This is a genomic window from Pigmentiphaga litoralis, from assembly GCF_048632615.1.
Lineage (GTDB): Bacteria > Pseudomonadota > Gammaproteobacteria > Burkholderiales > Burkholderiaceae_B > Pigmentiphaga > Pigmentiphaga litoralis_B.
Genome location: NZ_CP184479.1, coordinates 796,264 through 809,492, shown reverse-complemented (window position 1 = coordinate 809,492; position 13,229 = coordinate 796,264). Strand labels below are relative to the sequence as shown.

At 63.6% G+C, this 13,229-nt stretch carries 13 protein-coding genes; 9 read left to right on the top strand and 4 right to left on the bottom strand.

Going from position 1 to position 13,229, the window contains the following annotated elements; all coding sequences use genetic code 11:
• Positions 1-139: 139 nt before the first annotated feature.
• Together ACNANG_RS03640 and ACNANG_RS03635 are read left to right on the top strand one after the other, a co-directional pair.
• Positions 140-1,024 (top strand): CheR family methyltransferase, encoded by an 885-nt coding sequence (locus ACNANG_RS03640; RefSeq protein WP_420227443.1) that lies wholly within the window; start codon positions 140-142, stop codon positions 1,022-1,024.
• 15 nt (positions 1,025-1,039) lie between these two features.
• Entirely contained in the window at positions 1,040-1,714 is a 675-nt protein-coding gene (locus ACNANG_RS03635) for a CheB methylesterase domain-containing protein (protein ID WP_420226024.1), read from the top strand.
• Positions 1,715-1,786: 72 nt separating this feature from the next.
• Here ACNANG_RS03635 and dapB read toward each other — a convergent pair whose 3' ends face one another.
• The gene (dapB, locus tag ACNANG_RS03630; protein WP_420227442.1) at positions 1,787-2,581 is read right to left on the bottom strand and encodes a 4-hydroxy-tetrahydrodipicolinate reductase; all 795 of its coding nucleotides are present in this window, start codon (positions 2,579-2,581) and stop codon (positions 1,787-1,789) included.
• A 2-nt stretch (positions 2,582-2,583) separates the two neighbouring features.
• Positions 2,584-3,081 (bottom strand): outer membrane protein assembly factor BamE, encoded by a 498-nt coding sequence (locus ACNANG_RS03625; protein ID WP_420226023.1) that lies wholly within the window; start codon positions 3,079-3,081, stop codon positions 2,584-2,586.
• A 182-nt stretch (positions 3,082-3,263) separates the two neighbouring features.
• On the opposite strand from ACNANG_RS03625, the gene fur reads away from it, so the two are divergent.
• Positions 3,264-3,683, top strand: coding sequence for a ferric iron uptake transcriptional regulator (fur, locus tag ACNANG_RS03620; protein WP_179589997.1), 420 nt, complete (start codon positions 3,264-3,266; stop codon positions 3,681-3,683).
• 29 nt (positions 3,684-3,712) lie between these two features.
• On the opposite strand, the gene recN is transcribed toward fur, so the two are convergent.
• On the bottom strand, positions 3,713-5,356 hold the full coding sequence (recN, locus tag ACNANG_RS03615; protein WP_420226022.1) for a DNA repair protein RecN: 1,644 nt from the start codon (positions 5,354-5,356) through the stop codon (positions 3,713-3,715).
• Positions 5,357-5,383: 27 nt separating this feature from the next.
• Positions 5,384-6,280: an NAD kinase gene (locus tag ACNANG_RS03610; protein ID WP_420226021.1), complete on the bottom strand. Its 897-nt coding sequence runs from the start codon at positions 6,278-6,280 to the stop codon at positions 5,384-5,386.
• Positions 6,281-6,361: 81 nt separating this feature from the next.
• Between ACNANG_RS03610 and hrcA the strand changes: the two genes are divergently transcribed.
• The 6 genes from hrcA to dnaJ all read left to right on the top strand — a co-directional run bounded on the left by hrcA (position 6,362) and on the right by dnaJ (position 13,089).
• The gene (hrcA, locus tag ACNANG_RS03605; RefSeq protein ID WP_420226020.1) at positions 6,362-7,369 is read left to right on the top strand and encodes a heat-inducible transcriptional repressor HrcA; all 1,008 of its coding nucleotides are present in this window, start codon (positions 6,362-6,364) and stop codon (positions 7,367-7,369) included.
• Positions 7,370-7,376: 7 nt separating this feature from the next.
• Complete coding sequence (gene hemH / locus ACNANG_RS03600) at positions 7,377-8,504, top strand: ferrochelatase (RefSeq protein WP_420226019.1); 1,128 nt, start codon at positions 7,377-7,379, stop codon at positions 8,502-8,504.
• A 48-nt stretch (positions 8,505-8,552) separates the two neighbouring features.
• Positions 8,553-8,936 (top strand): RNA-binding S4 domain-containing protein, encoded by a 384-nt coding sequence (locus tag ACNANG_RS03595; protein ID WP_420226018.1) that lies wholly within the window; start codon positions 8,553-8,555, stop codon positions 8,934-8,936.
• A gap of 183 nt (positions 8,937-9,119) precedes the next feature.
• The gene (grpE, locus tag ACNANG_RS03590; RefSeq protein ID WP_420227441.1) at positions 9,120-9,638 is read left to right on the top strand and encodes a nucleotide exchange factor GrpE; all 519 of its coding nucleotides are present in this window, start codon (positions 9,120-9,122) and stop codon (positions 9,636-9,638) included.
• A gap of 171 nt (positions 9,639-9,809) precedes the next feature.
• Complete coding sequence (gene dnaK / locus ACNANG_RS03585) at positions 9,810-11,750, top strand: molecular chaperone DnaK (RefSeq protein ID WP_420226017.1); 1,941 nt, start codon at positions 9,810-9,812, stop codon at positions 11,748-11,750.
• A 211-nt stretch (positions 11,751-11,961) separates the two neighbouring features.
• Positions 11,962-13,089: a molecular chaperone DnaJ gene (gene dnaJ, locus ACNANG_RS03580; protein ID WP_420226016.1), complete on the top strand. Its 1,128-nt coding sequence runs from the start codon at positions 11,962-11,964 to the stop codon at positions 13,087-13,089.
• Positions 13,090-13,229 lie beyond the last annotated feature (140 nt).

The following is a 13,229-nucleotide window of genomic DNA, read 5'->3' as shown; positions in this document are numbered from 1 at the left end:
TCATCGGATTTGCAGCAATTTGACGGGCTGCTCTCAATAAGCGTGGGCCTACTGCCGATAAGCTCTGCAATGATAGCGTGCGACGATATCACGCGGCGCGGCCGCGCGGGCGTCGCCTCCCTTTTTAAGGACCACCGTGATCCCGAGAAGCCCCACTTCCACACTCGTACAGGGCCTGGCCGCGCTTGGCGAGTCCGCCGGGGCCACCGAATTCGCATTCGATACCGCGGATTTCGACAAAGTGCGAGTGTTGCTCAAGCAGCACACCGGCATTGCACTGTCGGAGGCCAAACGCAGCATGGTGTACAGCCGTCTGGCCCGCCGTCTGCGGGCCACCGGGGCGTCGACCTTCCGCGCCTACCTCGATGCGCTGCGCAGCGGAACGCCGGAATGGGAACAGTTCGTCAACGCGTTGACGACCAACCTGACGTACTTCTATCGCGAAAGCCATCACTTCCAGATGCTAGCCGACCACTTCAAGCAGCGCGCCCGGCCAGGACACACGCAGCAGATCTGGTGTGCCGCGGCATCGACCGGGGAAGAGGTCTGGACCATTGCCCTGACAGCGGCCGAGTCCTTCGGCACGCTGACGCCGCCCATCCAGATCATCGCCACCGACCTGGATACGCACGTGCTGGATCAGGCGCGCAAGGGCGTCTACCGCGAAGACCAGATCGCCAAGGTGCCCGAAGCGCAGGTGCGCCGGTACTTTGTGCAGGGGCCGCCCGGCACATACACGGTGCGGCCGGAGTTGCGGGCGCTCGTGACTTTCCGGCAACTGAATCTGCTGGACCCGGTGTGGTCGGTGCGGGGCCCTTTCGACGCCATCTTCTGTCGTAATGTGCTGATCTACTTCGACCGCGCCACCCAGCTCAAGGTGGTGTCGCGGATGGCGCCGCTCATGCCGCCCGATGCCTTGCTGTTTGTGGGCCATTCGGAAAACTTTTCGCACGGCCAGCAGGCGTTCGTCCTGCAAGGCAAGACGGTCTACGCCCGGGCGCGTGTACCGGGCGCAGCCGCCTGATCGTCGGAGCTGGCCATGACCGAGCCCCTTGCGCCTACGTGCGCCACCCTGGCCGCCGTGCATGCCGGCCGGTACGACCGCCGCCTGCTCATTGCGATCGGCGCGTCGACCGGCGGCACCGAAGCCATCCGCGACGTGCTGATGCACCTGCCCGCCGGCCTGCCGCCCATCGTGATCACGCAGCACATGCCCCCCGGCTTCACGCGCAGTTTTGCCGATCGGCTGAACAAGTATTCAGCCGTCCACGTCAAGGAGGCCGAACATGAAGAACGCCTGCTGGCGGGCTGGGCCTATGTCGCCCCCGGACATGCCCACCTGGCGGTGCGGCATGCGCTGTTCGGCTATAGCGCGGTGCTGTCGGAAGACGAACCGGTGAACCGGCATCGTCCATCGGTCGAAGTCCTGTTTTTGTCGGTCGCGAAGATGGCCGGGCCGGCCGCCGTGTCCATCATGCTGACCGGCATGGGCAAGGACGGCGCGCGGGCCATGCTGACCCTGCGTGACGCCGGTGGCTACAACCTGGCCCAGGACCAGGCCACCAGCGTAGTGTTCGGCATGCCACGCGAAGCCATCGCGCTGGGCGCGGTGCACGAGGTCGTGGCGCTGCCGCAGATCGCGCAGCGCATTCTGGTGGCAGTGGAGGCCAGGCAGCGGGCGCTGGTGCCTTCCGCGACGCCACCCGCCGCCTGACCGGAAGGACCGTCCAGCCAGCGGTATAGCGAACCGGACCCCTTCCAGCGGCCTGAATTCCTTCCAGCCGCCTTACTTCAGCCCCAGCACGTCTTGCATGTCGAACAGGCCGGTGGCCTGATTCGCCAGGAAACGCGCGGCGCGCACGCTGCCTTCGGCATAGGTGGCGCGGCTGCTGGAGCGGTGCGTGACTTCGATGCGTTCACCCGGGCCGCAGAAGAACACGGTGTGATCGCCCACGACGTCGCCACCGCGCGCAGCCGAAAAGCCGATCGTGCCCGCCTGACGCGCGCCGGTGTCGCCATGACGCGCCCAGGTTGCGACATCGGCCAAGGGCTTGCCCCAGGCGTCGGCCACCGTTTCGCCCATCTTGAGCGCGGTGCCCGATGGCGCATCGACCTTGTGCTTGTGATGCAGGTCGAACACTTCAACGTCGTAGTCGTCTTTCAGGATGCGCGCGGCAATGTCCAACAGCTTGAGCGTGACGTTGACACCGATGCTCATGTTGGGCGCGAACACCACGCCGACCTGTTCGGCTGCTTTGCCGATGGCGGCCTTGCCGGCATCGTCGAAGCCGGTGGTGCCGATCACCAGCTTCACGCCGTGGCGTGCGCAGGCGTCCAGATGGTCCAGTGTGGCCTGGGGCCGGGTGAAGTCGATCAGGCAGTCGGCGTTCGCCAGGGCGTCGAGGTCGGACGTCACGATAACCCCGCTGTCGCGACCCAGGAAGGCGGTGGCGTCGGTGCCGATGCTCTTGCTGCCGGCATGGCCCAGGGCGACCGTCAGTGTCATATCCGGAGCGGCCGTCACGGCTTCGATCAGCATGCGGCCCATGCGCCCGCTGGCGCCTGCAATGGCAATCCGCATCATCAGTTCCTTGCCGGGGTCGGCATGGGCACCGAGCTGGGATCAAGGCTGGTGGGCGGCGGCGTGCCGTCCAGCGTTTCGCCCTGCGGCACGGTTTCCGGACCTGGGTTGGCGGCCGTGTTCGACCGGAACACGGGGGTGGCTGCCTCACGGCGGGTATCGGTCTTCTGGAACGGCTGGCGCGCAGGCTGCTTGTCGCCATTCCAGCGATCCAGCTTGTCGTTCACGAAGTAGACGGTGAAGACACGCTCTTCGGTCAGGCCATTACCTGGAATGAACAGGTAAGGGTAGTCCCAGCGTTCGGCGCGGAAAATGCTGGTCAGCGTGGGCGTGCCGAGGGCGAAACGCACCTGTTCGCGCGTCATGCCCTGGCGCAGCATGTCGACCTGCGACTGCGTGAGCCAGTTGCCCTGCTGAATGTCGGCCTTGTAGGGCTTGATGAAGCCCGGCACGTAATTGTTCACACTGCTGCATCCGGCCAGGGCCATGACGGCAGCCATGCTGGCAAGCTTCCAGCGCACGGGGGCCGCGCGGCGGGAATCAGGGGCGGCCGGCAGCGTGGCGCGGGCGGGCAAGCGAAAGAGGTAAATCAGAGCGTTTGGCACAGATGCGCAACTCGTCTTGACTGGGGAAACCGTTATCATAAAGGCTGAACGAAGTAACAGGCTGCTAAAGGAACACCATGACTGACCAGAACGAACTCAAAAGCATCGGCCTGAAGGCGACGTTTCCTCGACTGAAGATCCTGGATGTGTTCCGCAAGGCTGAAACGCGCCACATGAGCGCAGAGGACGTTTACCGTGCCTTGATAGGCGAAAACGTCGAAATCGGACTGGCCACCGTGTATCGCGTGCTGACCCAATTCGAACAGGCCGGCCTGCTCAGCCGCAGTCAGTTCGACAGTGGCAAGGCCGTGTTCGAACTGAACGAAGGCGAACACCACGATCACCTGATCTGCACCAACTGCGGCCGCGTAGAAGAGTTTTTCGACTCGGAAATCGAAAAGCGCCAGCAAAAGATCGCCAAGGATCACAACTTCACGCTGACCGGCCACGCCCTGTCGCTGTACGGCATCTGCCAGCGCTGCACCAAGGCCCGCTGATCCCACCGCATTCCGCCCAACACCGCCGGCTAGTTGTTGCCCAACATCTCGCGCGCGTGTTTACGGGTGGTTGCCGTGATTTCGATACCACCCAGCATCCGGGCAATCTCATCGATCCGTCCGGTACGGTTCAGCAGATGCACGCCTGACACGGTGCTGCTGCCCGACTGGCGCTTTTCCACTTCGTAATGCACGTTGCCGCGGGCCGCTACCTGCGGCAGATGGGTTACGCACAGCACCTGGTGGAAGTTGCCCAGTTCGCGCAGCAGGCGGCCCACGACCTCGGCCACGGCGCCGCCCACCCCGGTATCGACCTCGTCAAAGATCAGGGTCGGTACGCGCGCGGCGCGGCTCGCGATCACCGACAGCGCCAACGAAATCCGTGCCAGTTCGCCGCCTGACGCCACTTTGGCCAGGGCACGCGGCGTAGTGCCGGCGTGGCCCGCGACTCGAAATTCGACGACATCGGCGCCGGCCACACCGGGTTCTCCCGGCTGGACCACCGCCTGGAATTTGCCGCCGCTCATGGCCAGGGTCTGCATCGCCTGCGTCACCTGCCGGGACAAGGACTCCGCCGCCTTGTGACGCGCGGCGCTCAGGTCCTTGGCCAGCGCATCATAGGCCGCGCGGGCGGCTTCCGAGCGCGCGCGCAATGCCTGCACATCTTCCGATTCCTTCAAGGTATCGAGCTGGGCCAGCAAGGTCTGGTGCCGTTCGGGCAGTTCGTCGGGCGTCAGGCGGAATTTGCGGGCAGTCTCGAAAACGGCTTGCAGCCGGGCTTCGACAATCGACAAGCGCTGCGGGTCGACTTCCAGCCGTCCCAGATAGCTATTCAGGTCGGACACGGCTTCCTGCAGGGCGATCCGCGCCGATTCCAGCGCTTCGGATACCGGGGTCAACGCCGAGTCGTGATTGGCCAGCTGGGCGATCCGTTGCGACGCCGCGGCCAGTCGGGTGTGCGCCGCATCGTCGTCTTCTTCCAGCGCGGCAATGGTCTGGCTTGCACCGTCGATCAGGGATTGGGCATGTGCCAGCCGGGTGTGTTCGGCCTGCAATTCTTCCCATTCGTCGGCGCCCAGCGCCAGACGGTCCAGCTCGTCGGCCTGCCATTGCAGGCGTTCGCGCTCCTGCTGGAGGCTTTCGGCGTCGCGTTCCACGGTTTCCAGCCGGCGAGCCACGTCGCGCCAGGCCTTCCACGCATCGGCAATGGCGCGGCGCAGGGCCGCGTGATCGCCATGACCATCGAGCAGGTCGCGCTGGGAATCGGCCTTGAGCAGGCTCTGGTGGGCATGCTGGCCATGGATGTCGACCAGCTGTTCCCCCAGTTCACGCAGTTGCGTGAGCGTGGCCGGCATGCCGTTGATGAAGCTGCGGCTGCGGCCCTGGCTGTCGATCAGGCGGCGCAGCACCAGGCTGTCGCTGTCCAGTTCGTGGTCGGCCAGCCAGCCGGTCAGGGTGTCGGGAACGTCGAAGACGGCGCTGATCTCGGCGCGGGTCGCCCCTTCGCGCAGGACCGATGCGTCGGCGCGTTCGCCCAGCGCCAGGGCCAGTGCGTCGATCAGGATCGACTTGCCCGCGCCGGTCTCGCCAGAGAACACGGTAAATCCGGGGCCGAACTCGACCTCGGTATGGTCGACAATCACAAAGTCATTGATGTGCAGCGCGCGCAGCATACGGGAGAAGGCCAGTAAAGATCAGGGTCAGTCGACTGCTGCGCCGGAAATCTGGTTCCAGTGCAACTTTCGTCGCAAAGTGGAAAAGTAACTGTATCCGGCCGGATGAAGGAAGCGGATGGTATGTTCTGCACGTCTCACCACGATGCGGTCGCCCACCTTCAGGGACGACCAGCTCTGCATGTCGAAGTGAACGCTGGCATTCTCGTCACGGCCACCCTGCGCGCGGGTAAGCGTGATTTCGATCGTACAGTGGTCGGGAATCGTGATCGGCCGGTTGGACAAGGCCTGCGGCGCCACTGGCACCAGCACCAGGCCGCGCAGCGACGGGTGCAGGATGGGGCCATTGGCCGACAGCGCGTACGCGGTCGACCCGGTGGGCGTGGCAATGATCAGGCCATCGGCGCGCTGTTTGGACATGTACAGCCCATCCACCTGCACCGTGACTTCGATCATGCCGCCCAGGCCAGCGCGGCTCAGCACCACGTCGTTCAACGCCAGCGCCGAGATCATGGTGGTTTCGCCGCGGATGACGCTGGAGTCGAGGAGGATCCGCTCTTCGGACTCGAAATTGCCTTCCATCATGCCGGCGATGGCTTCTTCGGCCGATTCAAGCGGAATGTCGGTAATGAAGCCCAGCCGGCCATGGTTGATGCCGACCAGCGGCACGTTCCAGGGCGCCAGTTGCCGGGCCAGGCCCAGCATGGTGCCGTCGCCGCCCATGACGATCGCGAGCGAAGCCCGCTGCCCGATCTCGTCGACCGTGGCGGACGGGTAGTCGGTCAGGCCGATGTTGACGGCAGTTTCGGCTTCGAACAACACTTCGCGGCCGCTGGCCTGAAGCATGCGCGCCAGGGCCTGCAGCGGCCCGGCGATGCCGGTGTCATGGTATTTGCCAACGAGGGCGACGATGGGAAAATGCATGCTTGGGATTATATGGGTGAAGGTGGGCGGCAAGCGGGAAAAACCGTCCTGCCCGGCCTGACCGTCATTACAATAGCGGATATGGACGATCGCGCACGCACGCTTCTCAAGGCGCTCATAGAGCGTTACATCACTGACGGCCAGCCCGTCGGTTCGCGCACCTTGTCGAAAGTCTTCGATCTGTCGCCGGCCACGATCCGTAACGTCATGGCCGACCTGGAAGACCACGGGCTGATTCACAGTCCGCACACCTCGGCCGGGCGGGTTCCCACGCCTCGGGGCTACCGGGTATTCGTCGATTCCCTGCTGACGGTTCGCCCGTACGAAGTATCCGAAGAAAACCGGATACAGACGCTGCTGCCCGCGGCCGACCCGCAGCGCGTCATTGCATCAGCCGCCTCGCTGCTTTCCAACCTGTCGCAGTTCGCGGGGGTGGTGATGGCGCCCAAACGCACGCAAATGTTCCGGCAGATCGAATTCATCCGGCTGTCCGACAAACGGGTGCTGCTGATCATCGTGACGCCGGAAGGCGACGTGCAGAACCGCATTCTGTTCGCGCAGCGCGACTATTCGTCCACCGAACTGACCGAGGCGGCCAATTTCTTCAACCAGCATTTTGGCGGCAAGTCCTTCGAAGACGTGCGGCTGACGCTGCAGCGCGACCTGGGCAAGCTGCGCGAAGACATCTCCCGTCTCATGCAGCAGGCGGTGGACGCCGGCACCGAGGTGGCGGCCGACAATTCGGATTCCGTGGTCATCTCGGGCGAACTGAATCTGCTGGGCGTGTCCGACCTGGGCGCCGACCTGGACAAGCTGCGCAAAATGTTCGGCCTGTTCGAAAAGAAGACCGATCTGATGCAGCTGCTGGACATTTCCAGCCGCGCGCAGGGCGTCCAGATCTATATCGGCGGCGATTCGCAGCTGGTGCCGGTCGAAGAATTGAGCGTGATCACCGCGCCTTACGGGGTCGACGGCAAGATCGTGGGCACCCTGGGCGTCATCGGCCCGACGCGCATGTCGTACGATCGCGTCATCCCGATCGTCGACATTACGGCGCGCCTGCTCTCCAACGCGCTCAGCCAACACTAGGACACGCATGCGTTTTCTTCCCGAACCGCCCCATCGTCATGGCGCGGTCGTCCACGGCGCGGCCGCCAGGACCGGCGTGCTGCTGGTCAATCTCGGCACGCCCGACGCGCCGAATCCCAAGGCCGTCCGCCGCTTCCTGGCCGAATTCCTGTCCGATCCCCGCGTCATCGAAATTCCCCGGCCCATCTGGTGGGTGATCCTGAACGGCATCATCCTGAACGTGCGTCCAAAAGACGCCGCGGCGCGCTATGCGTCGGTGTGGATGGCCGAAGGATCGCCGTTGATGGTCTGGAGCCGCCGCCAGACGGCGGCGCTCGATGCCGCGCTGACGGCGCGCGGCCATGCGGTCGACGTGGTGCTGGGGATGCGTTACGGCAATCCGTCGCTGGCCAGCGCCATGCAGACCCTGCGTGAGCGCGGCTGCGACCGGATCCTGGTCATGCCGCTGTACCCGCAGTATTCCGCCAGCACCACGGCCACCGTGTCCGACGCGATCAACGCAGTGATGGCCCGCACCCGAAACACGCCCGAACTTCGGTTCGTCAAGCACTTCCATGACGACCCAGGCTACATCGCGTCACTGGCGGCGCGGGTCAATACGTTTTGGGAACATAACGGCCGGGGCCAGAAACTGGTGCTGAGCTTTCACGGACTGCCGCGCCGATCGCTCGACCTGGGCGATCCGTATTTTTGCGAATGCCAGAAAACCGGCCGTCTGCTGATCGCGGCCCTGGGGCTGACGCCCGACCAGGTCGAAATCACTTTCCAGAGCCGCTTCGGCGCCGCCGAGTGGCTGCAGCCCTACACCGAGCCGACGCTGAAGGAATTGGCCAGGAACGGCGTCACATCCGTTGACGTGTTCTGTCCGGGATTCGTCGGCGACTGCATCGAAACCCTGGAAGAAATGGCGCAGGAAGCGCGCGACGCCTTCCTGGCCGCCGGGGGCACGCAATACCGCTACATCCCGGCCATCAACGATTCTGCGCCGTGGATCGACGCCCTGACGTCGCTGGTCGAACGTCACCTGCAGGGCTGGCCGACCAAGGCGGCCCGGTCCCCTGACATGGCGGCCGCCGAAGCGCGCGAATTGCAGGTCCAGCGCGAACATGCCCTTGAACTTGGCGCAACCGACTGAATATGTGTCCGGGCATGCTGGCATTTCCAGTCTGGAACACACATACGTATGGAAGAACTGCGGATCGATAAATGGCTTTGGGCGGCGCGTTTCTTCAAGACGCGCACGCTTGCCCAGGCCGCCGTGGAGAATGGGCAGGTGAAGGTGGCTGGCGATCGTGTCAAGCCGTCCCGGTCGGTGCGGCCGGGCGACATCCTGCAGATCCGGGTCGGGCAGCAGGACTGGGAAGTCCTTGTCCGCGGCATTGCCGCCATGCGTGGCCCGGCGGTCTTTGCGCGCACCCTGTACGACGAAACGCCTGACGGCATGAAAAAACGGCTGACCGCCATCGAACTGAATCGTCAGGCCCGCGATCCTTCCGTCGAACTCCGGGGCCGGCCCACCAAGGCGGACCGCCGCCGCCTGGATCGCTTCCGTCACGGCGACGAATGAACTTTCTTGCGCTTGCCGCGTCGCGGCAGGCTTGAAATGCCGGTCCTTACCCCCATCTGTGGCATATCGCGAAAGCAAGTGTCTGATTTTTCTCGACTTTTTCATTGGAGGACTTCGATGTCTGCAGAGCAGTCGCCTGGCGACCAACCTACCCAGCGCGCCCCGCAGGAAGACGCTTTTTCCATGCCCGAGGGCAATGCCGGGACCCCGCAAGAACAGCCCGCGGTCGAGACTGATCCGGTAGCCGACCTTCAGGCGCAGCTTGCTGCCGCCCAGGCCCAGGCCCAGGAACATTACGATGCCCTGCTGCGCGCACGTGCCGACGCGGAAAACGCGCGCCGCCGCGCCCAGGACGATGTGGCCAAGGCCCACAAGTTCAGCATCGAATCATTTGCCGAAAGCATGGTGCCGGTGCGGGACAGCCTTGAAGCGGCCCTGGCCCAGCAAGGCCAGACCGTGGAATCGCTGCGCGAAGGCGTGGACATCACGCTCAAGCAGCTGATCGCCGCGTTCGAGCGCAACAAGCTGATGGTCATCCAGCCGGAAACCGGCGCCAGGTTCGACCCCCATCAGCACCAGGCCATTGCGTCGGTGCCGTCGGATCAGCCGGCCAATACGATCCTGCAGGTGCTCCAGAAGGGCTACCTGATCGCGGACCGTGTGCTGCGCCCCGCGTTGGTCACGGTCGCCGCTTCCAAGTAAGCGGACGTCAGGGCGTGCGGCCGGTGGAGGCAACGTCGCCGGCAGGCATTGTGGCGTTCTGCACATCGGACCCGGCCCGATAAAACAAATCGATGGAGGCCATTGAAATTTCCTCCGTCCCACCTATTTAGTGTTCAAGCAAAGTTTTTCTGATATTTCAGGAACAGGATCATGGGCAAAATCATTGGTATCGACCTTGGAACCACCAACAGCTGCGTTGCTGTTTACGATGGCAACCAAGTCAAAATTATCGAAAACGCCGAAGGCACCCGCACCACCCCGTCCATCGTCGCCTATATGGAAGACGGTGAAACGCTGGTTGGCGCCCCTGCCAAGCGTCAGGCGGTCACGAATCCGCAAAACACCCTTTACGCCGTCAAGCGCCTGATCGGCCGCAAGTACGACGAAAAGGCGGTTCAGAAAGACATCGAACTGATGCCTTACAAGATCATCAAGGCAGACAACAACGACGCCTGGGTGCAGGTTCGCGACCGCAAGCTCGCGCCGCCTCAAGTGTCGGCCGAAGTGCTGCGCAAGATGAAGAAGACCGCCGAAGACTACCTGGGCGAAGAAGTGACGGAAGCGGTCATTACCGTGCCGGCGTACTTCAACGACAGCCAGCGTCAGGCCACGAAAGACGCCGGCCGCATCGCGGGTCTGGACGTCAAGCGCATCATCAACGAGCCGACCGCCGCTGCATTGGCTTTCGGCCTGGACAAGTCGGACAAGGGCGACCGCAAGATCGCCGTGTATGACCTGGGTGGCGGCACGTTCGACGTGTCGATCATCGAAATCGCCGACGTGGATGGCGAAAAGCAATTCGAAGTGCTGTCGACCAACGGCGACACCTTCCTGGGTGGTGAAGACTTCGACCAGGTCATCATCAACTACATCATTGCCGAGTTCAAGAAAGAGCAGGGCGTCGATCTGTCGAAAGACGTGCTGGCCCTGCAACGCCTGAAGGAAGGCGCGGAGAAGGCAAAGATCGAACTGTCGTCGGCTGCGCAGACCGAAGTGAACCTGCCTTACATCACGGCAGACGCGTCGGGTCCGAAGCACCTGAACCTGAAGATCAGCCGCGCCAAGCTGGAATCGCTGGTCGAAGAACTGATCGCTCGTACGATCGAGCCTTGCCGTATCGCCATCAAGGACGCGGGTGTCAAAGTGTCCGAGATCGATGACGTGATCCTGGTCGGCGGCATGACCCGCATGCCCAAGGTGCAAGAGAAGGTCAAGGAATTCTTCGGCAAGGAACCGCGCAAGGATGTGAACCCCGACGAAGCCGTGGCCGCGGGCGCTGCGATCCAGGGTTCCGTGCTGTCGGGTGACCGCAAGGACGTGCTGCTGCTGGACGTGACGCCGCTGTCGCTAGGTATCGAAACCCTGGGCGGCGTGATGACCAAGATGATCAAGAAGAACACCACGATTCCTACCAAGTTCTCGCAAGTGTTCTCGACCGCTGACGACAATCAGCCGGCCGTGACCATCAAGGTGTTCCAGGGTGAACGCGAAATCGCGGCCGGCAACAAGGGCCTCGGCGAGTTCAACCTGGAAGGCATTCCGCCGGCAGCGCGTGGCACGCCGCAGATCGAAGTCACGTTCGACATCGACGCCAACGGCATTCTGCACGTGTCGGCCAAGGACAAGGGCACCGGCAAGGAGAACAAGATCACGATCAAGGCCAACTCCGGCCTGACCGAGGAAGAAGTTCAGCGCATGGTGCAGGACGCCGAGGCCAACGCCGCGGAAGACAAGAAGGTGGCCGAGCTTGCCCAGTCGCGCAACCAGGCCGATGCGCTGGTGCACGCCACGCGCAAGTCCCTGACCGAGTACGGTGACAAGATCGAAGCGTCCGAGAAGGATGCGATCGAAGCCGCGATCAAGGACCTGGAAGAGACCTTGAAAGACGGCGACAAGGCTGCCATTGACGCCAAGGTGGAAACGCTGTCGACGGTCTCGCAGAAGCTGGGCGAGAAGATGTATGCCGACATGCAGGCCCAGGCCGGCGCGGCCGGTGGCGCCGAGGGCGGTGACGTCCAGGGCGCTTCGGGCAAGCCCGCCGACGACAATGTCGTCGATGCGGACTTCAAGGAAGTGAAGCGCGACAAGTAATCGCGTCTTGAACGGGAGGGCCGGCTTGCCGGCGCCTCCCGTTTTGTCGTTTCCGGAACGAAAAGGCTAGGGAGTGCCCGCGTGGAATGCTCCCCATAGCGCCTGGATCGTGGTTGAAGGCCGGTGCTATCGAGAACATTCCCCATTCAAGGATTCCGCCGCGGCGGGATCTGGTTGTTGACATATTGGTTACCACAGGCTCCAACGCACCATGGCAAAACGCGATTTTTACGACGTCCTCGGTCTGGCACGCAATGCGTCCGACGAAGAGATCAAGAAGTCCTACCGCAAACTGGCCATGAAATACCATCCGGACCGCAATCCGGATAACAAAGAGGCCGAAGAGAAGTTCAAAGAGGCCAAGCACGCCTACGAAGTGCTGTCCGATGCCGAAAAGCGGGACGCGTATGACCGTTATGGTCATGCGGGCGTCGACGCGGCGGCAGCCGGCGGCATGGGCGGCGGCGCGGGCGGTTTTGCCGACGCTTTCGGCGACATCTTTGGCGAAATCTTCGGTGGCGGCCGTCAGCGCGGCGGTGGTGGCGGATCGCAGATGTACCGCGGCGCCGACCTGAAGTACGGGCTGGAAATCACGCTGGAACAGGCTGCCAACGGCTTTGACACCGAAATCCGGGTACCCAGCTGGGAAAACTGCGAAGTCTGCCACGGCTCGGGCGCCAAGCCTGGCACTGAACCCAAGACCTGCCACACATGCGGCGGCGCGGGCGCGGTGCGGATGCAGCAGGGCTTTTTCAGCGTGCAGCAAAGCTGCCCGACCTGCCATGGCACCGGCAAGGTGATTCCCGATCCCTGCACGGCGTGCGACGGCGCGGGCAAGGTTCGCCGCAACAAGACGCTGCAGGTCAAGGTGCCGGCCGGTATCGATGACGGCATGCGCATCCGGTCGTCGGGCAATGGCGAACCGGGTGTCAACGGCGGCCCGTCGGGCGACCTGTATGTCGAAATCCACATCAAGCAGCACGCGATCTTCCAGCGCGATGGCGACGACCTGCACTGCGAACTGACGATCCCGTTCACGACCGCGGCATTGGGGGGCGAGCTGGAAGTTCCGACCTTGGGCGGCCGGGCCGAGATCACGATCCCCGAAGGCACGCAGTCGGGCAAGGTCTTCCGCCTGCGCGGCAAGGGTATTCGCGGCGTGCGCGCGAGCTACCCAGGCGACCTGTATTGCCACGTCGTTCTGGAAACGCCCGTGCGGCTGACCGACAAACAGCGCCAGCTGCTGCGCGATTTCGAATCGTCATTGACAGAGGGTGGCGAAAAGCACTCGCCGCAAAGCAAGTCGTGGACCGATCGGGTCAAGGAATTCTTCAGCTGATCGGGCTTGAATGGCGGGCTTGCTGATCCGCTTCCGGTGCCGCCGCGCCTTCCACGGCAGCACACGTCAACGACCACGAAAAAAGCCCACCGGCGCAAACCGGTGGGCGTTTTTTTATTCGACCCGATGGGGTAGGGGGC